A 23,104-nucleotide genomic window follows, 5' to 3' on the forward strand; every position below is an offset into this window, starting at 1 on the left:
GTCAACCGTCTTTCAGTCTTTAAAATTCCATGCCCATGTGGACGCACCAGTCTTTGAGCGGTGCCAGTTCGGGATGCGAAAGCGCTGCGGAAAGATAGCGAAACGTCCTTGGCATATGTTTCATATAACCGGGTTTGCCATCGCGTTCCAACAGCCTTACCCAGATACCGGCCAGTTTGCAGTTGCGCTGCGCCGACATGATGGCGAAAGCCTTGAGAAAGGACGCCTCATCGAAGGACGGCTCGTCTCGTCTAATGTCGAGATAGTGCGAAAGCAGGCGTTCCTGCAGTTCGGGCGAAATGGTAACCCGCGCATCCTGCACGATGGAGGCGAGATCGTAGGCCGTCGGGCCTATCATCGCGTCTTGAAAATCGATCAGTCCGACTTGCCGGATGCCTGCATTATGCTCTTGCCAGAGAATGTTCGGCGAATGGAAATCGCGCAGAAGTAGCCCGCTTTCGCAGCCACTGAGCGCGTCTATCAGGCCGTCCCAAAGAGCATAATAGTCACGCTTCTCGGTATCGGACAGTGATTTGCCGCGTTTGTGGGGCAGATACCATTCCACCAGCAGCGACACCTCGATCTTCATCGCCGGTCGATCGAAAGGAGGCACTTCGTAGGTGCTGCCGTCATCAACTGGCAGCTTGCGCGGTGCCGGAGCTTTATGAAGGGCGGCGAGGCAGGCGACGCTTTGCAGATAACGTTCCTCAATCGGCGTTCCGTCGGGCGCAAGCACCCCCTCCCGCCCGAGGTCCTCCAGGAGGAGAATGCCCTGATCGGTATCCGCCGCCAGTATTTCAGGCGCGCAAAAGCCGCTATTTCGCAGATAATTGCCGATCGCCACGAAGGAACGGGCATTCTGGGCAAGATGGGCGATTTCCGCATAGGTCTTGCCATCAGCAACGATCGCACCTCTCAAAGGGCGTCGCCAGTCCATCAGGATAAGGTCCGGACCATCGGTGGAAATGGTCTCATAGGCGCGTGTGGAAGCATCGCCGCTTAGAAAATGGCGGGTCGCATCGCCCTTGCCATTTTTCGCAAGAAAATCGCGAATGGCAAAAACGCGCTCAAGCCGTTCTTTCTGTTTCGCGGGAGCATCGATTACAGCCCGACGCCCGTCACCGGAGTGTTCCAGCCGCAGGCTGATGGTCTGGTTTGGCGGTAGGATTTCGGCGGCGATATCAGGCCACTCGATCAGGCAGATACCGTCTTCCAGCATCTCGTCGATGCCGAGTTCGTCCAGTTCCGAGACGTCAGACAGTCGGTACAGATCAAGATGGGCAACGGGAATACGTGTTGGATAGGTCTGGATGATCGTGAATGTGGGGCTTGGAACTTCAAGATCAGGTGCATCCGCCATCGCCCGGATAAAGGCGCGGGCGAGGGTGGATTTGCCCGCGCCGAGATCTCCGATCAGCGCGAGGCAATCGCCAGCTCCCAAAGCCAGCGCCAGATCTTCGCCTAACCGGATGGTGTCCTTTTCCCCATTGAGGGAAAGGGTGATCGGCAGGATATCGTCACTCATTCTGCGGCGATGGAATGCGGGTGCACGCCCGAAGGAATGCGGCAGGTGACGATGGTGCCGTTGCCGGGCCGGCTGTCGATGCTGACAGTGCCGTGATGCAGGCTGACGAAGCTCTCCACGATAGAAAGGCCAAGGCCAGCGCCGGTCCTCCGCCCGCCGTTGCCGCGCGTCTCGAAGCGGTCAAACACGGCTTTGAGCATGTCTTCGGGGATACCCGGTCCCTTGTCCGCCACTGAGAACAGGAAGTCACCCTCGCTGCGCTGGCATGAAAGCTGAACGGAAGACCCTTCCGGCGCAAAATTGATTGCATTGGTGAGGAGCTTGATGAGGATCTGCTTCAGGCGCTGGTGATCCGCCACCAGACTACCGAGATGCGCGGGTGCGACGATCTCGAGCGAAATACCGCTTTCCTGTAGCCGGTCGGCAATCTGCACCGAAACGTCATCGAGCAATTCGTTGAGATCGTTTTCCGAATAGTTCAGCTGCATGATGCCCGCGTCGACGGTCGCGAGATCGAGGATGTCGTTGACGATGGTCAGAAGAACCGAGGAAGAGGTGGAAATATGGTCGAGATATTCTGCCTGCCGGTCCGTCAATTCTCCAATACCCGGGGTCTTCAGGAGATCGGTGAAGCCAATGATATTGGTCAGCGGCGAGCGCAATTCATAAGAGACGTGCTGGACGAAGTCGTTCTTCAGCTCGTCGGCCTTGAGCAGTGCGTCGTTCTTTTCCTTGAGCGCCCGCTCGGCCCGCACGCTGTCAGTCATGTTGACGAATGTCAGCATGGTCTGCGCATCCGGCAGCGGAATAATGGCGTAGTCTAAGACGAGGCCGGAGAGTAGCTCCAGCGTTCCCTGTCTCGACGGGCGTTCATCGTCAAAGCTGGTGATGAACTGGCTGAAAGAGCGCCAGCCATCCGGCTTGTCGTAGGATTGCGTGCAGGCGGCCTCAACGGCGCGGATATGGGTTCCAGTTTCCGCCTGCTCGGCGGTAACGCCCCAGAGGGCCCTGAATGCCGGGTTGGAAAGGCGAATACGTCCGTCCGCACCAAACACGGCGACACCTTCGGCCAGATGGTCGATGGTTTCGCCCTGCACCTTCACCAAGGTGTTGTAGCGCATCTGCAGATCGACCTGTTCGGTCAGGTTCTCGAAGACCCATGTCGCGCCACCCTGCGGGTGGGCGGTCGCGATAACCCGCAACGTCTGGCCGTTGGGCAGGTGCCACAGATCGGTCTTGGTATCGAGAGAGCGGTAAACGGAGAGTGCCGTCTCTTTCCAGTTTTTCCAGTTCAGCTGCTCGGGCAATTTGCCGGCGGTGCGCAGCCTGTCGAGAAGCTCGGAATTATCGGGGCCGGATTCCAGAAAAACCAGATCGAAGCCCCACAGGGTGGCAAAGGCCTGATTGTAGAATTGCAGCCGCTGCCGGCCGTCGAAAATGGCAACGGGCGTTGCGAGATGATCCAGCGTTTCGGCGTGGCTTTTCAGAACCCGTTTCATTTCCTCCCGGGTGGTTTCCGCTTCGGTAGCATCGATGGCGATGCCTGCAGAACCGCCCGCCGTCTTGATATCGACAACGTCGAAGAAGGTACGGTTTCCGGAAACCACCGTCGAAATGCGATCGTGGTAGGGGGAACTCGGAGTAGCGGCCGCACGTATCTTCTGCCGGGTAACGGTGTTCAGAAGCTCACGTTTCTCCTGAATGGTCTGTTCGGCATCGCGCGCATCCACAGCGTGCGCATAGGCGTGGTTCACCCATATGAGTTCGCCTTCGCCATTGCGCCGCCAGACGGGCTGTTCGATCGAATCGAGAAGTTCCTGAAAGGTGGAGACCGAGGCGATCAGGCGCTCGCGCTCCACCTGCAATTCGGCCAGTTCGGCGCGCAGGTTGTTGAGGGCGACGAACCGCGCGAAGGCATTGCCGCCGGAAACCCGGCCTTGAACTTCAATGACTTCGCCGCGCTGCGTCTCGATGGTCAGATCGAAACTCTGTGCGTGGCTGCGAAGTTTTTCGAGGGATTTTTCAAGCTGGCTCGCGGATGATGGCTTCAGCCAGCGCCCGAAGGCCAGAAAATCGTGATCCGCCTGCGGTGCGCCCGTCTCTACGGGCAGTTGCCCCAGGAATTCGGGGCGCTTGTCCACGCCGTCCCAGATGACGATGCGCCGGCTCTTGTCGGAGATAAGCGCCTCGTATTTCGCGATCTTGTGGTGGGATTCTGCCAGCGCCTTGCGGTATTCACCGCTCTCCGCCTCGATATTACCGCGCTGGCGCACCAGCCAGACGACGGAAAACAGCGTTGCCGAAAGCATGCCGACAAAAAGCGAATAGGTGATGGTTTCTCCGGATGAAAACAGCCGCGCGCCGGTCTTTGCGACAAGACCGTCCTGCGCCAGCGCCACATTTGCAGAACCGGCGAGAACCGTGCCGGACATCAGGACGGGAAGCCGCGAAAAGCCTGTCCGCACAGCACTGATCGCCAGCCGGCAACGCGCCATGGCCGCGCCCAATGCCACGCCAGCATGCGTGTTTTCAACGCGTTGAACTGTCTGCTCTCGCAGATCCGAATTGTGAACCGTCATCCCCGGTCTGTCTCCGTCCTATGTGCCGCATCTTCGACAAGACATCCCATTTCGTCCCCGCCGCCCTTTGGCGTGTCCGAATCAAGTTCGATGACAATACCGTCTTCATAAATCTGCGGAAAGGGAGCGCGCAAAAAAGATGCCGCGCGCTTTGTCAAGCGCACGGCATCTACATATTGTGTAATTTCAGTGGATATTAACTATGAAATTAATATCTGTAGTGTTCTGCCTTGAACGGACCCTGCTTCGAGATGCCGATATAATCAGCCTGAAGGTCGGAAAGTTCGGTCAGGCGCACGCCAAGCTTCTCGAGATGAAGGCGTGCAACCTTTTCGTCGAGGTGCTTCGGCAGCACGTAGACTTCGTTCTTGTATTCACCCGGCTTGGTGAAAAGCTCGATCTGGCCCAGCACCTGGTTGGTGAACGACGCCGACATGACGAAGGAAGGGTGACCTGTGGCATTGCCAAGGTTCAGCAGGCGGCCTTCGGACAGCAGGATGATGCGGTTGCCCTTCGGGAACTCGATCATGTCGACCTGCGGCTTGATGTTTGTCCACTTGAGGTTACGCAGCGAAGCGACCTGAATTTCATTGTCGAAATGGCCGATATTGCCGACGATTGCCATGTCCTTCATCTCGCGCATGTGCTCAATGCGGATGACGTCCTTGTTGCCGGTGGTGGTGATGAAGATGTCAGCGGAAGACACAACATCTTCCAGGCGAACGACCTCGAAACCGTCCATGGCGGCCTGAAGCGCGCAGATCGGGTCGATTTCCGTGACCTTCACGCGGGCGCCAGCGCCCTGCAGCGAGGCGGCGGAACCCTTGCCGACGTCGCCGTAACCGCAGACCACGGCAACCTTGCCAGCCATCATCACGTCGGTTGCGCGGCGAATGCCGTCTACCAGCGATTCCTTGCAGCCGTATTTGTTGTCGAACTTGGACTTGGTGACGCTGTCGTTGACGTTGATGGCCGGGAAAGGCAGGAGGCCCTTCTTGGCGAGATCGTAGAGACGATGAACGCCAGTCGTCGTTTCTTCCGTCACGCCCTTCAGCGCGTCACGCTGCTTGGTGAACCAGCCGGGGGAAGCCTTGAGGCGCTTGTTGATCTGCGCGAAAAGAATTTCCTCTTCTTCCGAACCGGGGTTGGAAAGAACGTCCTCACCGGCTTCGGCGCGCGCGCCGAGCAGAATGTACATGGTGGCATCGCCGCCATCGTCGAGAATCATGTTGGAGAGGCCGCCATCGGTCCACTGGAAGATCTTGTCGGTATATTCCCAATATTCCGTCAGGCTCTCACCCTTGACCGCGAAAACAGGAATGCCGGCCGCTGCAATGGCTGCTGCGGCATGGTCCTGCGTCGAGAATATGTTGCAGGACGCCCAGCGGATGTCCGCGCCCAGTTCCTTCAGCGTCTCGATGAGGACACCGGTCTGGATCGTCATGTGAAGAGAACCGGTGATACGTGCGCCCTTCAGGGGCTTGCTCTCGCCGAATTCCTTGCGGCAGGACATAAGGCCAGGCATTTCGGTTTCGGCGATGTCCAGTTCCTTGCGGCCGAATGCGGCAAGGTTGATATCGGCGATGATGTAGTCCTTCTCAAGGCTCATGAAGTTCTCCAGATCAGAAATGCCATGCCTGCTGGCCCGGCTTTTAAACGTAGCAGCGGTTTAGCAGGCCAAAAACGATCTGGCAATAACGATATAAAGAAGTCTTTATGTCTTTATATGGGGGTGGGCTCAGGCTTCTTCGCCGAAGCGGTCGGCAACAAGTGCCTCAAGTGCGGCGAGCGCCTCTTCCGCCTGGTTGCCGCTCGCCTCGACATAGACACTGCATCCTGGGCTGGCCGCCAGCATCATGAGGCCCATGATGGAGGTGCCGCCAACGGTCATTCCGTCCTTCGACACCGTAATAGTCGCGTCGAAACCCTCGACCATCTGCACGAATTTTGCAGATGCCCGGGCGTGGAGACCGCGCTTGTTGATGATCGGCAATTCCCGGGAGTGAGGCGACATGGGGCTGACTTCTTATTTGCCGCTTAAAACGCGGCTGGCGACGTTGATGTATTTGCGACCGGCGTCGGATGCGTCCTGGAGCGCCTTGTCCATGTTGTCTTCGCTGCGAACGCCTGCGAGTTTTATCAGCATGGGAAGATTGACCCCGGCGATGACTTCGACATTGCCGTTGTTCATGACGGAGATGGCGAGATTGGACGGTGTACCACCGAACATATCCGTCAGAATAATGACGCCATTTCCATCATTGACGCGCGTAACGGCGTCGATGATATCCTGCCGGCGCTGATCCATGTCGTCTTCGGGACCGATACAAACCGTCTCGATCAATTTCTGGGGACCGACGACATGCTCCAACGCATGGCGAAACTCCTCAGCCAGCTTGCCATGGGTGACAAGCACTAGTCCGATCATGAAATGCTCCCTTGCACACGCACTCTCATTGCCGACTATCGCAACGCGGCAATCCTGTCCATCGGTGGGATTTCATCTTGATGAGGAAAATGCGAATCGCAAGCCTAAAATCGCCTGAATCGTGGTCACTTCACGTTCGTTTTAAAAAGATTTTGAGCAAGTGCAGCAAATTTTCCATAGGGCGTAAGACTGGAAAGCGGAATACGCAGAAGCGGAAGATGCCCGCCGCAGGGCAGCAACAACACCTCGTCATCTTCCGGAAGTCTTGGATTTTCCGGTGAAAGAACTGTCGTAACGGCGAAATTTAGTCCGGCGCTCGGGACGCTGTTGACGTTAACGATGCCGCTGCCGCGCAACTCGAGTAGTCCGGCAATCGCTTCCGGCCGCTCGGCGATAATGTTTTCGCCGTCGCGATACACTAAAATCTGATCATCCGCGATCAGTGCCGCCGGCAATCCGCACCGTTGCGCCTCCGTCAGAAAGCTGAAAGCAAGCTCGCTTTTGCCGCTGCCGGACGGTCCGGTGAAGAGAATGCCGGTGTTGTCGACGACAATGGCGGTTGCGTGCAGGTTGAAGCGTTCAGCGTTCATGGGTTTCGGCCGCCGGCAGCGACAGGGTGAAGCGCGCGCCTGATATCACGCCGTATTTGTCGACGACATTTTCTGCCCTGAGGCTGCCGCCATGGGCTTCGGCGATCTGGCGGCTGATGGAAAGGCCAAGGCCGGAATTCTGGCCGAAACCTTCGCTTGCCGGTCGGTCGGTGTAGAAGCGCTCGAAAATCCGGTCGATATCCTCGGCCTGAATGCCAGGGCCATTGTCTTCCACCTGCACGATGCAGCGGTCCTTGTGACGGGAAAGGCGCACGGTGATGCGGCCGCTTTCCTCGGAAACGAAAGAGCGCGCATTCTCGATCAGGTTGGTGACGATCTGCCCGATGCGAAGATCGTGACCGTTCACGACGAAGGAGGTTTTGGCTCCCGCCTTCCGGTCGGCGACATAGTCGATCGCCACGCTCTTTTTCTTTGTGCTGATCTGGCGGGAGATATCCACCAGACCCTTCATAAGAACGTCGAGATCCAGCGGCGATGCATCGACACGCGCCAGTTCGGCATCGAGCCGCGAGGCATCCGAAATATCGCTGATCAGGCGGTCGAGGCGGCGGACATCGTGGAAGATGATCTCGGTCAGCCGCTGTTTGGACTCTTCCGTCTTGGCACGCGGCAGGGTTTCCACGGCGCTGCGCAGCGAAGTCAGCGGGTTCTTGAGCTCGTGGCTGACATCGGCGGCGAAACTTTCGATTGCGTCGATACGGTCGTAGAGCGCCGTCGTCATTTCACGAAGCGCTATGGAAAGGTTGCCGATTTCATCCTGACGCGCCGAAAAGTCCGGTATCTCCTCGCGGGTTCTCGCTCCGCGACGCACGCGGATCGCAGCCGCCGAAAGCCGCCGGAGCGGCGTGGCGATGGTGGAGGACAACAACAGGGAAAGTACGATGTTGACGAGCGTGGCGATGCCGAACACGCGCATGATGGCGAGGCGCTCCGCATGCACGATCTTGTCGATATCGCCGGCCTGCGTGGAAAGGAGCAGAACCCCGAGCACAGCCCGGAAGCGCTGCACCGGCACGGCGACCGAAACGATCAGCTCACCCTTTTCGGTGACGCGAACGACTGCGCCGCGCACGCCGGTCAGCGCATTCATCACCTCCGGATAGATCGAGCCGTCGCCACCTGGCGCTTCCTTGTATTGCGGCAGGCTGCTCGGTTGCAGCATGCGGTTGAACATGCTGGTGAACCATTCACTCCAGGTCTGGGTTTCCGGCGTCACCGGCGGCAGATCGAAGCGCAGGACCTGGCCGCGTGAATAGAGATGGCGGGAATCGAGAAGCAGGTTGGCATCGGCATCGAAAAGCCGAGCGCGGGTCCGTGTCGGCGAAATCAGCCGGCGCAGCACCGGCGCCACCCGTTCCGGATTGATCGGGAAACTCAAGTCCTCGTCATTGGGGGCGGGCGTGATGCTTTGCCCCGCCTGCAATTCCAGCAGCTTTTCAGGATTGATGGTTATGGAGTTGGTATCCACCGAGGCGGAGGCCGAGATGGCACCGGCGATGATCTCGCCCTGCGTCAAAAGGCTTTCCACCCGCGCATCGATCAGCCCCTCGCGGAACTGGTTGAGGTAGAGAATGCCACCGACCAGAACGACCGTCGCGGCCACGTTGAAGAAAAGGATGCGGCGCGTGAGGCTGGAAAACACCGCATTGCCAAAAATGCGTCGGACGATCGTCAGCGGATGGATACGATGGCGGCGTTCGCTGCCGCGATCTTCGGCATCGTCACTGTCCGAGACGGTTTCCGGCGTTTTCTTCAACAAGTCTATGTCCTCGCCACCACAATTCCGGTGGTCTCTCCCGATTGCGGCTCGTTCAAGCCGCTTCGCGGAAGCGATATCCTACGCCATAAAGCGTTTCAATCATATCGAAGTCACCATCGACCAGTTTGAACTTCTTGCGAAGGCGCTTGATGTGGCTGTCGATCGTGCGGTCGTCAACATAGACCTGTTCGTCGTAGGCCGCATCCATCAGCGCGTCGCGGCTTTTCACCACGCCTGGCCGCTGTGCAAGCGAATGCAGGATAAGGAATTCGGTAACGGTCAGCGTCACCGGCTCGCCCTTCCAGGTGCAGGTGTGGCGTTCCTGATCCATGGCCAGCTGGCCGCGTTCGAGCGTGCGCGCCTGTTGATCAGCCGTCGGCTTCAGCGTGCTGCCGCCGGTCGCAGCGGAAGCCTCGCGGCTGCTGGCGCGGCGCAGGATGGCCTTGACGCGTTCCACCAGAAGGCGCTGCGAGAAGGGTTTTGTGATGAAATCGTCAGCACCCATCTTCAGGCCGAACAATTCGTCGATCTCTTCATCCTTGGAGGTCAGGAAGATAACCGGTATATCCGATTTCTGGCGAAGACGCCGCAAAAGCTCCATGCCGTCCATGCGCGGCATCTTGATGTCGAAAATGGCGAGCTGCGGCGGACGGGCAATCAGTCCGTCAAGCGCGGAGGCGCCGTCCGTATACGTTTCGACCCGGTAGCCTTCGGCTTCGAGCGCGATCGATACCGAAGTGAGAATATTCCGGTCGTCGTCGACAAGCGCGATCGTCTGCATGTAGTTGGTCTCCATCGTCATTTTCTCGTAACTCCCGACATCCACCCAGCCAAGGTTGCGCGCCGCGAGCTCACTCTCATGAGTATAAAGGTGGAACAAATTGTGGCAAAGGAAAACTCACAACCAAATCGCCTGGTGTGACTAGGCCAATTCCGGGAAAACGCCGCAGCTGGATTCTAATGCGTCTTCAACCGATTTAAAAAGAAATAAAATCTTTTAAATCGATTAATATATTGAAATCACTAAGTTATTTAAAGTTTCACTCTTGCGTTTCTAAAAGCCGCCACGTATTTTCCGTGAAAATTTCAACGGCCTTATCGTCATTTACAAGGAACGCGTCATGAACGAGCTTGGGGTTCATAATCCTGCCAATGGAGTTGCGGAACTCGGACTGGGCGAGGCCTCCCGCGTCTTTTATAACCTCAACGAAAGCGAATTGTACGAAGAGGCGATCCGCAATGGCGAAGCCGAGCTGACGGCGGATGGCGCACTTCGTGCCGTTACCGGTCAGCATACGGGCCGTTCTCCGAAGGACAAATTCGTCGTCCGCGACGCTTCCACCGAAGACACTATCTGGTGGGACAACAACAAGCCGCTGTCGCCGGAAAACTTCGAGTTGCTGCGTCAGGACATGCTTGCGCACGCCGCCGGCAAGACGCTCTATGTTCAGGATCTGATCGGCGGTGCCGATGAAGAGAACGCCCTGTCGACCCGTGTCGTCACTGAGCTTGCCTGGCATTCGCTGTTCATCCGCAACCTGCTCATCCGCCCGAAGCGGGAGAAACTGGCAGGCTTCAAACAGAAGCTGACCATCATCAATCTGCCGAGCTTCAAGGCTGATCCGGCGCGTCACGGCGTCCGTTCGGAAACCGTCATCGCCTGCGATCTCACCAATGGTCTCGTCCTTATCGGCGGTACCTCCTATGCCGGTGAAAACAAGAAGTCGGTCTTCACTGTGCTGAACTACCTGCTGCCGGCCAAGGGCGTCATGCCGATGCATTGCTCGGCCAATGTTGGTCCCGAGGGTGATTCCGCCGTGTTCTTCGGCCTGTCCGGTACCGGCAAGACCACGCTGTCGGCTGATCCGTCGCGTACGCTGATCGGCGACGATGAGCACGGCTGGGGCGAACACGGCATCTTCAATTTCGAAGGCGGCTGCTACGCCAAGGCGATCAAGCTGTCGGCCGAAGCTGAGCCGGAAATCTATGCCGCGACCCGCCGTTTCGGCACCGTTCTCGAAAACGTCGTGCTGGACGAAAACCGTGTTCCGGATTTCAACGACAACTCGCTGACGGAAAACACCCGCAGTGCCTATCCGCTGCACTTCATTCCGAATGCATCGGAAACGGGCATTGCCGGTCATCCGAAGACGATCATCATGCTGACTGCGGATGCCTTCGGCGTGCTGCCGCCCATTGCCCGGCTGACGCCGGAACAGGCCATGTACCACTTCCTTTCCGGCTACACGGCAAAGGTTGCCGGCACGGAAAAGGGCGTGACTGAGCCAGAAGCTACATTCTCCACCTGCTTCGGCGCACCCTTCATGCCGCGCCACCCGGCGGAATACGGCAACCTGCTGCGTGAGCTGATCGGCAAGCATGGCGTGGACTGCTGGCTGGTCAACACCGGCTGGACCGGCGGTGCTTACGGCATCGGCAAGCGTATGCCCATCAAGGCGACCCGCGCGCTTCTGACGGCAGCCCTCACCGGCGAGCTGAAGGGTGCCGAATTCCGCACCGATGCGAATTTCGGTTTCGCTGTGCCCCTGTCGCTGGAAGGCGTCGATGCCGCGATCCTCGACCCGCGTTCGACCTGGGCCGACGGCGCAGCTTACGACGCGCAGGCGAAGAAGCTTGTGTCGATGTTCGTTACGAACTTCACCAAGTTCGAAGATCACGTCGACAGCAAGGTGCGCGATGCAGCACCGGGACTGCTGCTCGCGGCAGAATGAATAAGCCTCGTTTATGAGGAGGAGGGGAACCCGGCCTTGTGCCGGGTTCTTTCGTTTCGTCCCTTGTTTTCATTTTTCCCGATCTGTGGCATCACCGGCGCGGAGAAAAAACATGGCCAGCGCCCCGCTTTACATCAGCAACCGAATTACCATCGCCGGCTGGGAGCTGACGGAGCAATTCGTGCTGGCCGGCGGGCCGGGTGGCCAGAATGTCAACAAGGTCTCGACGGCGGTTCAGCTGTTTTTCGACATCGCCAATTCTCCCTCCCTGCCGGACCGGGTGAAGGCGAATGCGCTGCGTCTGGGCGGGCGGCGTGTTTCGAAAGAAGGCGTGCTCATGATCGAGGCGAGCCGGTTTCGAAGCCAGGAGCGCAATCGCGAAGACGCGCGTGAACGGCTGAAGGAACTGATTCTTGAAGCGGCAGCGCCGCCGCCGCCGGTGCGCAAGGCTACCAAGCCGACCAAGGGTTCCGTCGAGCGCCGCCTCAAGGCGAAATCCGGCCGGTCGGATGTCAAGAAAATGCGTGGCAAGCCATCAGGCGACTAGGTCGCAGCTGGATGGCAAAATGTTTCGCACTTGTCATAGACCTTCAGATATCGTCTGGTAAATCTCCTACAACCAAGGAGGGTGCTATGGGTCTGTTCAATTTCATCAAGGAAGCGGGAAAGAAGCTTGGTATCGGTGGAGATGATGCCCCCGATGTCGAAGCCGTCAAAAAAGAACTCGCTTCCCACGATCTCGGCACCGACAAGGTTCAGGTCGAGGTGGTGAACGATAAGGTCGTTCTGAAGGGCGAAGTGGCCGACCAGTCGATTTTCGAAAAAGCGGTCATCGCCGTTGGCAATACGCTCGGCATTTCCAAGGTCGAGGCCGGCGAACTGACGGTGGCAGAAGCGCCGGCGAAGGAACCCGTTTTCTACACGGTCAAGAAGGGCGATAATCTCTGGAAGATCGCTGAAGCCCAGTACGGCAAGGCAAATGGTGGCAAGAACAACATCATCTTCGAAGCCAACAAACCGATGCTGACCCATCCCGATAAAATCTATCCCGGTCAGGTTCTGCGCATCCCTGACCTTGCCTAATAACGGATTTTAACCGCTGCGATGGAGATGCCGCTTTTGCGGCATCTTTCACAATTTGCGAAGCGCAACCGTGTCGATCAGGTGGTTTTTGCCCTTGCGCAGGATAAGATCGGCGCGTGGACGCGTGGGCACGATGTTCTGGCGCAGGTTCTTCAGGTTGATGTTCTGCCAGAGGCCCTCGGCAATGCTGAGCGCCGCCTCTTCGCTGATCGACGCATAGCGATTGAAGAATGAATTCGGGTCTCGGAAGGCGGTTTGCCGCAGATTCATGAACCGGTTCACATACCAGTTGTGAATGAAGTCCTCATCCGCATCGATGTAGATCGAGAAATCGAAGAAGTCGGAAACGATCGGCACGATCCGCCCGCCCGCCGGCAGGTCGCGTGATTGCAGCACGTTGATGCCTTCGAAGATGAGGATATCCGGCTGGTCGATGACAGTGAATTCGTTCGGCAGCACGTCATAGGTCAGATGCGAGTAGCGTGGCGCCTTCACATTCGGCTGGCCTGCCTTGATCGCCGAGAGGAAACGCAGCAGCGCACCGATGTCGTAGCTTTCCGGAAAGCCCTTGCGCTCCATCAGGTTTTCGCGCCGCAGCACCTCGTTCGGGTAAAGAAACCCGTCGGTGGTGATGAGATCGACCTTCGGACTGGAAGGCCAGCGGGCCAGAAGCTCCTTCAAAATACGCGCCGTTGTCGATTTTCCAACCGCCACCGACCCGGCAATGCCGATGACGAAGGGCGTCTTGTTGACATCCGCCATGTTCAGGAAGCGGTTGCGCTGTTCGAACAGCAGCTGCGATGCTTCCACATGCGATGACAGCAGGCGCGACAGCGACAGATAGATACGCCGCACTTCGTCCAGATCGATCGGGTCGTCCAGCGAACGCAGTCTTTTGACCTCGTCGGCGGAAAGGGTGAGTGGTGTGTCGGCGCGAAACTTTGCCCATTCTTCCGAGCTGAAGAAGTGATAGGGCGAATATTCATCCGGGCGGAAATGATCGAGTGTGCTCGGCATGCCTCTCTCCCCGCTGCCTGCCTTGACATTCATGATGTCGGCCTCGCTGCCTTTTCCGCAAGTCCGGTCTGTCCGGTCCGGCGCTCCAGCTCGGCAAACACGTCGGCAAGGGGAATGTCGGCGATCTTCAACACCACCAGCAGGTGATAAAGCAGATCGGCGGCTTCGTTTTTCAGCCCGTCGCGGTCTTTCGCGATGGCGGCGATCACGGCCTCAACAGCCTCTTCGCCCAGTTTTTTCGCCGCACGTTCCTGGCCCGCCGCAACAAGTTTGGCCGTCCAGGATTCATCGGGAGAGGCGGCGGCGCGTGTCGCGACGATGCGTTCCAGATCGGAAAGGGAAAATGCGCTCATGGAAAGGTTCCTGCAATCAGTCGAGACGCATGGCGATGCCATGCTCGGCCATGTAGCTCTTGGCTTGCCCGATCGAATAGGTGCCGAAGTGGAAGATGGAAGCGGCAAGCACCGCGGTCGCATGGCCATCGCGAACGCCGGCTACCAGATCATCCAGCGTTCCGACGCCACCCGAGGCGATGACGGGCACGCGAACCTGATCGGCAATGCTGCGTGTCAGGCCGATATCGTATCCGCTTTTGGTGCCATCGCGGTCCATCGAGGTGACGAGCAATTCGCCGGCACCGCGTTCGACCATCTTGATGGCAAATTCCACGGCGTCGATTCCGGTTGGCTGACGTCCGCCATGCGTGAAGATCTCCCAGCGGCCGTCTTCCCCATCCTTCGAAACCCGCTTGGCGTCGATGGAGACGACGATACACTGGTTGCCGAATTTGTCGGCAGCCTGCGCGACGAAATCAGGATCTTTCACCGCTGCGGAATTGATGGAGACCTTGTCTGCACCGCAGAGAAGCAGCTTGCGGATGTCAGCCACGGCGCGGACGCCGCCGCCCACGGTCAGCGGCATGAAGCAATGGTCGGCCGTGCGCGATACCACGTCGAAAATCGTGTCGCGATTGTCGGACGAGGCGGTGATGTCGAGAAAGCAGAGTTCGTCCGCTCCCGCCGCATCATAGGCCTTCGCCGCCTCGACTGGGTCGCCGGCGTCGATAAGATCGACGAAGTTCACACCCTTGACGACTCGGCCGTCTTTTACATCGAGGCAGGGAATAACGCGGGCTTTGAGGGTCATGCGCTTACCTCCTTGGCAGCCTTGATGAGGGCGAGCGCCTCGGCAGGATCGATGCGCCCGTCATAAAGCGCGCGGCCTGAAATTGCGCCCTCTAGCTTTGCGGCATCCGGCTGCAACATGCGCTTGATGTCTTCGATGGAAGCAAGGCCGCCGGAGGCGATGACGGGGATCGACACGGCATCTGCCAGTTCGAGTGTCGAGGCCCAGTTGATGCCAGCCAGAATGCCGTCGCGATCGATATCGGTGTAGATGATGGCGGCAACGCCGGCACCTTCGAAACGTTTGGCAAGTTCGATGACGCCGAGTTCTGAGGCTTCCGCCCAGCCCTCAACAGCAACCTTGCCGCCTTTAGCGTCGATGCCGACAGCGACCTGACCGGGGAAACGCTTGCAGGCTTCGATAACCAGAACGGGATCGCGTACCGCCACGGTGCCGAGAATGACGCGGGCAAGCCCACGGCTGAGCCACGCCTCAATATGATCGAGAGTGCGGATGCCGCCGCCAAGCTGCACCGGGTTTGTCGTGGCCTTGAGAATGGCATCGACCGCTTCGCCATTCACCGTCTGGCCAGCGAAGGCGCCGTTAAGATCGACGACATGCAGCCACTCGAAGCCTTGGTCCTCGAAGGACTTCGCCTGTGCGCCGGGGTCCGTATTGTAAACGGTTGCCTGCTCCATATCGCCGAGTTTCAGGCGAACGCACTGGCCGTCTTTAAGATCGATTGCGGGAAAAAGAATCATGTCAGGGCTTCCAGCGCAGGAAATTGGAAATCAGGGCGAGGCCGAGCGTCTGGCTTTTTTCCGGGTGGAACTGCGCGCCAGCCATATTGTCGCGACCAACGAAAGCCGTCATTGCGCCACCGTAATTGGTGGTGGCGATGACATCCGCCGGATGTTTCGCCGCCAGATGATAGGAATGCACGAAATAGGCATGCAAGCCGTCAGCGCCGGTCCTGATACCGTCGAACAGGGGATGCTGATGCCGGATTTCCAGCGTATTCCAGCCAATCTGCGGGATTTTAAGCGTCGGATCGGAGGGCGTCATTTCAATGACATCGCCTTCGATCCAGCCAAGCCCCGTGCTGACAGTCTTTTCTAGACCACGCGAAGACATCAGCTGCATTCCGACGCAGATGCCGAGGAAGGGATGAGCTTTTTTCTCGACGGCTTCGATAAGCGCCTCATGCATGCCGGGCACAGCTTCGAGACCGGCGCGGCAATCGGCATAGGCGCCGACGCCTGGCAGGACGATGCGGTCCGCAGATGCGACGTGATCCGGCTTATCGGTCAGGTCAATGGTTGCATTGATGCCGGCTTCGCGGGCGGCGCGCTCGAAAGCCTTGGTGGCCGAACGCAGGTTGCCAGAACCGTAGTCGATGATCGCGACGCGCATGTCAGCGCCTTCCATTCAAGTCGAAAAGAAACGATCCGGAGGGATCGTTGACGAAGTTTTTATCACCGCTCTTCTGCGGCGAGGGGGTCCATACCGGCTGCGACAGCTGTCCCGACGGCTCGGTATTTTCGGAAAGATCGGAGAAATATATCTCTTCGGCACTCGAAAGATCAGGGGCGGAAATGACCGAAGTCATCCTCCAGCCCTTGCCTATCAGGTGCCGGACGAGAAAATCGCGCCCCTCCAGTGCAGTGATGAGGGCAATGGTGACGCTGCACAAAATGCCCACTGGTTCGGATCCGGGTAACATTGATGCCCAACCGGCCAGAACGAGAACTGCAAATACGACGATCGCGGCCAGCCACAGCCGGTTTACGGCCAGCCACAGCCAGGGCGCAATAAGTGCCAGCCAGACGAAACGGTCTGCTATGAAGCGGGTCGTCTTGTGGTCCCTGTCCGGCCCGTTGGGGGCTTCCAGAACGAGATAGCTTGTCATGGGCTTCCTGACAGCTTTGGCGGTCAGGCCAGCATGCCCTTTGTCGAGGGAACGCGGCCTGCCTGCCGGGGGTCGATCTCGGTTGCCGCGCGAAGAACGCGGGCAACGGCCTTGAAGCATGTTTCGGCGATATGATGGTTGTTGGCGCCGTAATGGTTCAGGATATGCAGCGTGATGCCGGCATTCTGGGCCAGCGCCTGAAAGAATTCGCGCACAAGCTCGGTGTCGAATGTGCCGATCTTCGGCGCGGAGAAGTTGACATTCCACACAAGGAAGGGACGGCCGGAAATATCCACGGCAGCCTTGGTCATCGTCTCATCCATGGCAAGATCGAGCGAGGCGTAGCGGGTAATGCCGCGCCTGTCACCCAACGCCTTCGCGATGGCCTGGCCGATGGCGATGCCGGTATCTTCGACCGTATGGTGATCATCGATATGCAGGTCACCTTGAACCTCGATATCCATGTCGATCAGCGAATGGCGGCTCAGCTGGTCCAGCATATGATCGAAAAATCCCACCCCGGTGGAAATTGTCGACTTGCCGGTGCCGTCGATATCCACGCGCACCGAAACCGAGGTTTCGTTGGTCTTGCGGATGATCTCGCCTTTACGTTCTGCCATCTGTGGCCGCTCCGTGAAAATGTCGCCGTTCCTTATCAGCACGAGACACAAATATCCAGTTGTTCCATCGTCTTGCATGATCTGCGCAAAACAGTGCAGTGCGGGCAGGATTTGCAATCGTGAAAAGCAAACTTACATAGATGCCCAGAAGGGCCGGATGCCGGCCCGTTAACCGCAGGCCCGGTAGGGCAGACAGGTGTTTGATGACAACGATTATTACAGTCAGGAAGGGCGGCAAGGTCGTCATGGCTGGCGATGGTCAGGTAAGTCTTGGCCAGACCGTCATGAAGGGCAATGCCCGCAAGGTTCGTCGCATTGGCAAGGGTGAAGTGATTGCCGGTTTTGCCGGCGCAACGGCGGATGCCTTCACGCTGCTCGACCGTCTCGAAAAGAAACTCGAGCAATATCCCGGTCAGCTCATGCGCGCGGCCGTAGAGCTTGCAAAGGACTGGCGCACGGATAAATATCTGCGCAACCTCGAAGCCATGATGCTGGTGGCCGACAAATCCACGACACTCGCCATCACCGGTAATGGTGACGTGCTGGAACCTGAACATGGCGCGATCGCCATCGGCTCCGGCGGCAACTACGCCTTTGCCGCTGCCCGCGCCATGATGGATACGGACAAGTCGGCAGAGGAGGTGGCGCGCAAGTCGCTCGATATCGCCGCCGATATCTGCGTTTACACCAACCATAACCTCGTCATCGAGACCCTCGACGCCGAGTAAGCATATTTCTCACCCCCATTTCTCACCCAAGGGTCCTGTGGGCCGGGCCAGAATGGCCGGCCGGAACAGGAAAGCCGAGAGGACAGAATGACCACTTTTTCTCCCCGGGAAATTGTCTCGGAACTGGATCGCCACATCATCGGCCAGCATGATGCGAAACGTGCGGTCGCGATTGCGCTGCGCAACCGTTGGCGTCGCCAGCAGCTCGATGAGAGCCTGCGCGACGAGGTGATGCCGAAAAACATCCTGATGATCGGACCGACCGGTGTCGGCAAGACGGAGATTTCGCGCCGTCTCGCCAAGCTTGCCGGCGCGCCCTTCATCAAGGTCGAAGCGACCAAATTTACCGAAGTCGGTTATGTCGGTCGCGATGTCGAGCAGATCATCCGCGATCTGGTCGAGATCGGCATTGGCCTCGTGCGTGAAAAGAAGCGCGCGGAAGTACAGGCCAAGGCGCATCAGAGCGCCGAAGAGCGGGTGCTCGACGCACTGGTCGGATCGACCGCGTCACCCGCGACACGTGAGAGCTTCCGCAAGAAGCTGCGCGATGGCGAGCTGGACGACAAGGAAATCGACATCGAAGTGGCCGACAGCGGTTCGGGCATGCCCGGCTTTGAAATACCCGGCATGCCGGGCGCCAATATCGGCGTTCTCAACCTGTCGGAAATGTTCGGCAAGGCGATGGGCGGACGTACCAAGAAGGTGCGCACCACCGTCTCGAAATCCTATACCGATCTCGTTCGCGACGAATCCGACAAGCTGCTCGATAATGACATGATCCAGCGCGAAGCGGTGAAGTCGGTGGAAAATGACGGCATCGTCTTCCTCGATGAGATCGACAAGATTGCTGCGCGCGATGGCGGCATGGGTGCCGGCGTCTCGCGTGAAGGCGTGCAGCGCGATCTTCTGCCGCTCGTTGAAGGCACGACTGTCTCGACCAAATACGGGCCGGTGAAAACCGACCACGTTCTGTTCATCGCTTCCGGCGCGTTCCATGTGGCAAAGCCGTCCGACCTTCTGCCGGAGCTTCAGGGCCGCCTGCCGATCCGTGTCGAGCTGAAGCCGCTGACGAAAGAGGATTTCCGCCGTATCCTGACCGAGACGGAAGCAAGCCTCATCCGCCAGTACAAGGCGCTGATGGCGACGGAAGAACTCGATCTCGACTTCACGGACGATGCGATCGACGCTCTGGCCGACGTGGCCGTTCATCTCAACTCGTCGGTCGAGAATATCGGTGCGCGCCGCCTGCAGACGGTGATGGAGCGTGTTCTCGACGAGATTTCCTTCAACGCACCGGATCGTGGTGGCTCTGCCGTCAAGATCGATCAGGAATATGTCAAAAAGCACGTCGGCGATCTTGCTGCCGATACGGATTTGTCCCGCTATATTCTCTGAATATCTTGGAGAGCAAAGACACGAGAGTGCGGCCACATTTGCCGCACTCTTTTATTTTACGGCCTTGTCTCGCATTCAGCCCCCTTTTTGTTTATGGGAAAGGCTGCATTCCGGTTGGAACCGCTTTATGGAATGGTCCGGTTTTCTCTTGGTTCGGGAGAGGTCGGCTTGAGAAAAGGCATTCGCTCGTGCGCAAAACTCTTCTGGCATTTGCCGCCGCTTTGACGTTCACCGTCGTCTCGTCTTCTTATGCCGAGGCCGCGACGGTCGTCCCGCCTGGCAATCGCAATGCCGAACAGCCGGGCATTCCGGGGGCTTCCGCACGTCGAACCAAGGGTTCCAATACGTCTTTCGAGCGTAAATACCAGAAGGTGATCGACCTCCTGTCTTCCGACAAGGCACTGATCGGCAAGATCAAGTCTACCGCCGGGCGCTACGGTATCGATCCGATCCACATGATCGGGGCGATTGTCGGCGAGCATACCTATAACGTCGACGCCTATGACCGCCTGCAATCCTACTACGTCAAGGCCGCCTCCTATGCCGGCAGCAGCTTCCGTTTCGGCTACAAGGACGAAACCATCGCGCAGTTTCTGACGCATTCGCAATTCGCCAGGTGCCAGTCGAAAAAGGATTCCTATAGCCTTTGGAACTGTCGGGAAGACGTCTGGGACGACAGCTTCCGCGGCAAGACGGTAGATGGCGTTGCCTATCCGAACAATCGTTTCAGCGCTGTATTTTTCCAGCCCTTTTATGCCGGACAGACCTTCGGTCTCGGCCAGATCAATCCGCTCACGGCATTGATGTTGTCCGACATGGTGTCGAAAACCTCAGGTTATGAGAAGCTCGACGAAAACGATGCGACCGCCGTTTATACCGCCATCATGGACCCGGATCGCTCGCTCGCCTTTATGGCAGCTTCCATCCGCAAATCGATCGACGACTACAGGTCGATTGCCGACATGGATGTTTCCAAAAATCCTGGTGTAACGTCCACGCTTTATAATGTCGGCGGATCCGCGCAGCGCGCTGCCGCTCTCGCCCAGAAAAATCGTCAGCGCGCCGCAGGGGGGGAACAGCCGCTTTTGCCGGAAGAAAACTATTACGGCTGGCTGGTGAACGATCGCATCAAGGATTTGCAGGCGCTTTTGTAGAAAAAGACGATTATCGTCGGCATTCTTTCCAAAACGGAAATAATATTTGGTTGCCTCTCGCAATTGACGAGCGCCTGCCTCAGCGTCCAATCTGCGCCCTTGAGATAAAGAGGAGGCGCATGTGAGCCGCACCAATAAATTCGGTCTTTCCATTGATGACAGGCTTTATGCTTTTTTGACGGATGACGTTCTGCCGGGCACGGGTCTTGATGCAGAAACCTTCCTCGAAGGCTTTTCGGCCATCGTCCACGAGCTTTCCCCCAAGAATCGTGAATTGCTCGCAAAGCGCGACGCCTTGCAGGAAAAACTGGATGGCTGGTACCGGCAGAATGGCGCCCCGACGGATTTTGATGTCTATGAGGGCTTCCTGAAGGAAATCGGCTATCTGCTGCCGGAAGGACCCGGCTTCAAGGTCGAAACCAGCAACGTCGATTCGGAAATTGCCGCTGTCGCAGGCCCGCAGCTTGTCGTGCCGGTCATGAATGCCCGTTATGCGCTGAACGCCGCCAATGCCCGCTGGGGTTCGCTTTACGATGCGCTTTACGGCACGGATGCCATTTCTGACGCCGATGGTTCGGAAAAGGGCAGGGGCTATAATCCGAAACGCGGCGAAAAGGTCATTGCCTGGGCGCGGAACTTCCTCAACGAATCAGCTCCGCTCGAAACGGCAGGCTGGTCGGATGTGACCGGCTTCAAGATCGTTGACGGCCTCTTGCAGCTTGCAATCGGTGACAGCAAAACGGGCCTGAAAGATGCCGAGCAATTCAAGGGCTTTACCGGCGATGCGGAAAAGCCGGCAACGATCCTGCTTGGCAAGAATGGTCTTCACACCGAGATCGTCATCGATCCCTCGACGGAAATCGGCAAGGGTGACAAGGCGGGCATCTCGGATGTCATTCTCGAATCGGCACTGACAACCATCATGGACTGCGAGGATTCCGTTGCCGCTGTTGATGCCGAGGACAAGGTGCTGGTTTATGGCAACTGGCTTGGCCTGATGCGCGGCGACCTGACGGAGAAGGTTTCCAAGGGTGGTAACACCTTCACGCGTAGTCTCAACCCGGATCGTTATTACACCGCCCCCGATGGTGGAGCACTTACTCTGCCGGGGCGTTCCCTGATGCTGGTGCGTAATGTCGGTCACCTCATGACCAATCCGGCGATCCTCGACAAGGATGGCCGCGAGGTGCCGGAAGGTATCATGGACGCCGTCGTCACAGCGCTGATTGCGCTTTACGATGTCGGCCCCTCCGGCCGTCGCCAGAATTCCCGTGCCGGTTCCATGTATGTCGTCAAGCCGAAGATGCACGGGCCGGAGGAAGTCGCCTTCGCCAACGAGATTTTCACGCGGGCCGAAAAGCTTGTCGGCATGGCGCCGAACACCATGAAAATGGGCATCATGGACGAGGAACGCCGCACCACGGTCAACCTCAAGGAAAGCATTCGCGCGGCAAAAGACCGGGTCGTCTTCATCAATACCGGCTTCCTCGACCGCACGGGCGACGAAATTCATACCTCGATGGAAGCGGGTCCGATGATCCGCAAGGGCGATATGAAACAGGCGGCCTGGATTGCGGCTTACGAGAACTGGAACGTCGATATCGGTCTGGAATGCGGCCTTTCCGGCCATGCGCAGATCGGTAAGGGCATGTGGGCCATGCCTGACCTGATGGCCGCCATGCTGGAGCAGAAGATCGCGCATCCAAAGGCAGGCGCCAACACCGCCTGGGTACCTTCACCCACGGCTGCGACGCTGCATGCCACGCATTATCACAAGGTCGATGTCGCAGCCGTTCAGGACGACCTGAAAAGCCGGGGCCGGGCAAAACTCTCCGATATTCTATCGGTGCCGGTCGTGCCGCGTCCCAATTGGACGCCCGAGGAAATCCAGCGCGAACTCGACAACAACGCGCAGGGTATTCTGGGATATGTCGTGCGCTGGGTCGATCAGGGCGTCGGCTGCTCCAAGGTGCCTGACATCAACAATGTCGGACTGATGGAGGACCGCGCCACGCTGCGCATCTCCGCGCAGCATATGGCCAACTGGCTGCGCCATGGCGTGGTTACGCAAGAGCAGATCGTTGAGACCATGAAACGTATGGCCGCCGTGGTCGATAACCAAAATGCCGGAGATCCGGCCTATCTGCCGATGGCGTCCAACTTTGAAGGATCGGTCGCTTTTCAGGCCGCCGTCGAACTTGTGCTGAAAGGCCGGGAGCAGCCTAACGGTTATACGGAACCGGTTCTGCACCGCCGTCGCCTCGAACTGAAGGCGAAGCAGGCAGCTTGAGGCCGACAGGCACTCCAGAGCACGTCTTGTCTGAACGGAATGTTCGACGTGCTCTACCTTAAAACCGCTATGCACTTTTACTGGGAATGCTCCAGAAACAAAAAAGCCGCCGGGAATTCCACGGCGGCTTTTTCTTTGTCTGGTATCTG

22 protein-coding genes are annotated in these 23,104 nt (G+C 58.1%); 7 read left to right on the plus strand and 15 right to left on the minus strand.

Going from position 1 to position 23,104, the window contains the following annotated elements:
* Nucleotides 1-19 precede the first annotated feature (19 nt).
* The 8 genes from RBH71_RS26430 to chvI form a co-directional block, all read right to left on the minus strand.
* Nucleotides 20-1,525, minus strand: a complete 1,506-nt coding sequence (locus tag RBH71_RS26430; RefSeq protein ID WP_003516329.1) for a bifunctional tRNA (adenosine(37)-N6)-threonylcarbamoyltransferase complex ATPase subunit type 1 TsaE/phosphotransferase — start codon at nt 1,523-1,525, stop codon at nt 20-22.
* Nucleotides 1,522-4,104, minus strand: a complete 2,583-nt coding sequence (locus RBH71_RS26435; protein ID WP_003516327.1) for a sensor histidine kinase — start codon at nt 4,102-4,104, stop codon at nt 1,522-1,524. Before RBH71_RS26435 ends, RBH71_RS26430 begins: the two co-directional genes overlap by 4 nt.
* A 208-nt stretch (nt 4,105-4,312) precedes the next feature.
* Entirely contained in the window at nt 4,313-5,713 is a 1,401-nt protein-coding gene (gene ahcY / locus RBH71_RS26440) for an adenosylhomocysteinase (protein ID WP_003516323.1), read from the minus strand.
* Nucleotides 5,714-5,842: 129 nt separating this feature from the next.
* Entirely contained in the window at nt 5,843-6,118 is a 276-nt protein-coding gene (locus RBH71_RS26445; RefSeq protein WP_003516321.1) for an HPr family phosphocarrier protein, read from the minus strand.
* Between the two features lie 12 nt (nt 6,119-6,130).
* A complete protein-coding gene (locus tag RBH71_RS26450) occupies nt 6,131-6,532 on the minus strand; it encodes a PTS sugar transporter subunit IIA (protein ID WP_003516318.1) in 402 nt (133 codons plus the stop codon).
* A 125-nt stretch (nt 6,533-6,657) separates the two neighbouring features.
* Nucleotides 6,658-7,122, minus strand: coding sequence for an HPr kinase/phosphorylase (locus RBH71_RS26455; RefSeq protein ID WP_003516316.1), 465 nt, complete (start codon nt 7,120-7,122; stop codon nt 6,658-6,660).
* Nucleotides 7,112-8,902: a two-component system sensor histidine kinase ChvG gene (gene chvG, locus RBH71_RS26460; RefSeq protein ID WP_035252357.1), complete on the minus strand. Its 1,791-nt coding sequence runs from the start codon at nt 8,900-8,902 to the stop codon at nt 7,112-7,114. The genes RBH71_RS26455 and chvG overlap by 11 nt, the downstream gene beginning before the upstream one ends.
* A gap of 52 nt (nt 8,903-8,954) precedes the next feature.
* Nucleotides 8,955-9,683 carry a two-component system response regulator ChvI gene (chvI, locus tag RBH71_RS26465; RefSeq protein ID WP_003516307.1) on the minus strand — a complete coding sequence of 243 codons (729 nt, stop codon included), beginning with the start codon at nt 9,681-9,683 and terminating at the stop codon, nt 8,955-8,957.
* Nucleotides 9,684-10,023: 340 nt separating this feature from the next.
* On the opposite strand from chvI, the gene RBH71_RS26470 reads away from it, so the two are divergent.
* The 3 genes from RBH71_RS26470 to lysM all read left to right on the plus strand — a co-directional run bounded on the left by RBH71_RS26470 (nt 10,024) and on the right by lysM (nt 12,717).
* Nucleotides 10,024-11,634, plus strand: a complete 1,611-nt coding sequence (locus RBH71_RS26470; protein WP_003516305.1) for a phosphoenolpyruvate carboxykinase — start codon at nt 10,024-10,026, stop codon at nt 11,632-11,634.
* A gap of 112 nt (nt 11,635-11,746) precedes the next feature.
* The gene (gene arfB / locus RBH71_RS26475; RefSeq protein WP_003516303.1) at nt 11,747-12,181 is read left to right on the plus strand and encodes an alternative ribosome rescue aminoacyl-tRNA hydrolase ArfB; all 435 of its coding nucleotides are present in this window, start codon (nt 11,747-11,749) and stop codon (nt 12,179-12,181) included.
* An 86-nt stretch (nt 12,182-12,267) separates the two neighbouring features.
* Nucleotides 12,268-12,717 carry a peptidoglycan-binding protein LysM gene (lysM, locus tag RBH71_RS26480; protein ID WP_003516300.1) on the plus strand — a complete coding sequence of 150 codons (450 nt, stop codon included), beginning with the start codon at nt 12,268-12,270 and terminating at the stop codon, nt 12,715-12,717.
* A 48-nt stretch (nt 12,718-12,765) separates the two neighbouring features.
* On the opposite strand, the gene coaA is transcribed toward lysM, so the two are convergent.
* Genes coaA through hisB form a run of 7 tightly spaced genes read right to left on the minus strand, consistent with a single transcriptional unit; the run spans nt 12,766 to nt 17,388 of the window.
* The gene (gene coaA, locus RBH71_RS26485) at nt 12,766-13,767 is read right to left on the minus strand and encodes a type I pantothenate kinase (RefSeq protein WP_019565929.1); all 1,002 of its coding nucleotides are present in this window, start codon (nt 13,765-13,767) and stop codon (nt 12,766-12,768) included.
* Nucleotides 13,764-14,087 carry a phosphoribosyl-ATP diphosphatase gene (locus RBH71_RS26490; RefSeq protein ID WP_003516295.1) on the minus strand — a complete coding sequence of 108 codons (324 nt, stop codon included), beginning with the start codon at nt 14,085-14,087 and terminating at the stop codon, nt 13,764-13,766. The genes coaA and RBH71_RS26490 overlap by 4 nt, the downstream gene beginning before the upstream one ends.
* Nucleotides 14,088-14,103: 16 nt before the next feature.
* The gene (gene hisF, locus RBH71_RS26495) at nt 14,104-14,880 is read right to left on the minus strand and encodes an imidazole glycerol phosphate synthase subunit HisF (protein WP_003516294.1); all 777 of its coding nucleotides are present in this window, start codon (nt 14,878-14,880) and stop codon (nt 14,104-14,106) included.
* The gene (gene hisA, locus RBH71_RS26500; RefSeq protein WP_003516291.1) at nt 14,877-15,620 is read right to left on the minus strand and encodes a 1-(5-phosphoribosyl)-5-[(5-phosphoribosylamino)methylideneamino]imidazole-4-carboxamide isomerase; all 744 of its coding nucleotides are present in this window, start codon (nt 15,618-15,620) and stop codon (nt 14,877-14,879) included. Before hisA ends, hisF begins: the two co-directional genes overlap by 4 nt.
* 1 nt (nt 15,621) lies before the next feature.
* Nucleotides 15,622-16,272: an imidazole glycerol phosphate synthase subunit HisH gene (gene hisH / locus RBH71_RS26505; RefSeq protein ID WP_003516289.1), complete on the minus strand. Its 651-nt coding sequence runs from the start codon at nt 16,270-16,272 to the stop codon at nt 15,622-15,624.
* 1 nt (nt 16,273) lies between these two features.
* Entirely contained in the window at nt 16,274-16,768 is a 495-nt protein-coding gene (locus RBH71_RS26510) for a DUF2628 domain-containing protein (protein ID WP_323687551.1), read from the minus strand.
* A gap of 23 nt (nt 16,769-16,791) precedes the next feature.
* The gene (gene hisB / locus RBH71_RS26515; protein WP_003516285.1) at nt 16,792-17,388 is read right to left on the minus strand and encodes an imidazoleglycerol-phosphate dehydratase HisB; all 597 of its coding nucleotides are present in this window, start codon (nt 17,386-17,388) and stop codon (nt 16,792-16,794) included.
* 203 nt (nt 17,389-17,591) lie between these two features.
* Between hisB and hslV the strand changes: the two genes are divergently transcribed.
* From hslV to RBH71_RS26535, 4 genes are all read left to right on the plus strand, one after another.
* The gene (hslV, locus tag RBH71_RS26520) at nt 17,592-18,116 is read left to right on the plus strand and encodes an ATP-dependent protease subunit HslV (protein WP_003516283.1); all 525 of its coding nucleotides are present in this window, start codon (nt 17,592-17,594) and stop codon (nt 18,114-18,116) included.
* A gap of 87 nt (nt 18,117-18,203) precedes the next feature.
* Nucleotides 18,204-19,511, plus strand: a complete 1,308-nt coding sequence (gene hslU, locus RBH71_RS26525; RefSeq protein ID WP_003516274.1) for an ATP-dependent protease ATPase subunit HslU — start codon at nt 18,204-18,206, stop codon at nt 19,509-19,511.
* Nucleotides 19,512-19,699: 188 nt separating this feature from the next.
* Entirely contained in the window at nt 19,700-20,665 is a 966-nt protein-coding gene (locus tag RBH71_RS26530; protein ID WP_003516272.1) for a DUF1402 family protein, read from the plus strand.
* Between the two features lie 121 nt (nt 20,666-20,786).
* Nucleotides 20,787-22,955 carry a malate synthase G gene (locus tag RBH71_RS26535; protein WP_003516270.1) on the plus strand — a complete coding sequence of 723 codons (2,169 nt, stop codon included), beginning with the start codon at nt 20,787-20,789 and terminating at the stop codon, nt 22,953-22,955.
* Nucleotides 22,956-23,104: the final 149 nt, after the last annotated feature.

The organism is Rhizobium sp. AN68 (genome assembly GCF_030758035.1).
GTDB lineage: Bacteria > Pseudomonadota > Alphaproteobacteria > Rhizobiales > Rhizobiaceae > Agrobacterium > Agrobacterium tumefaciens.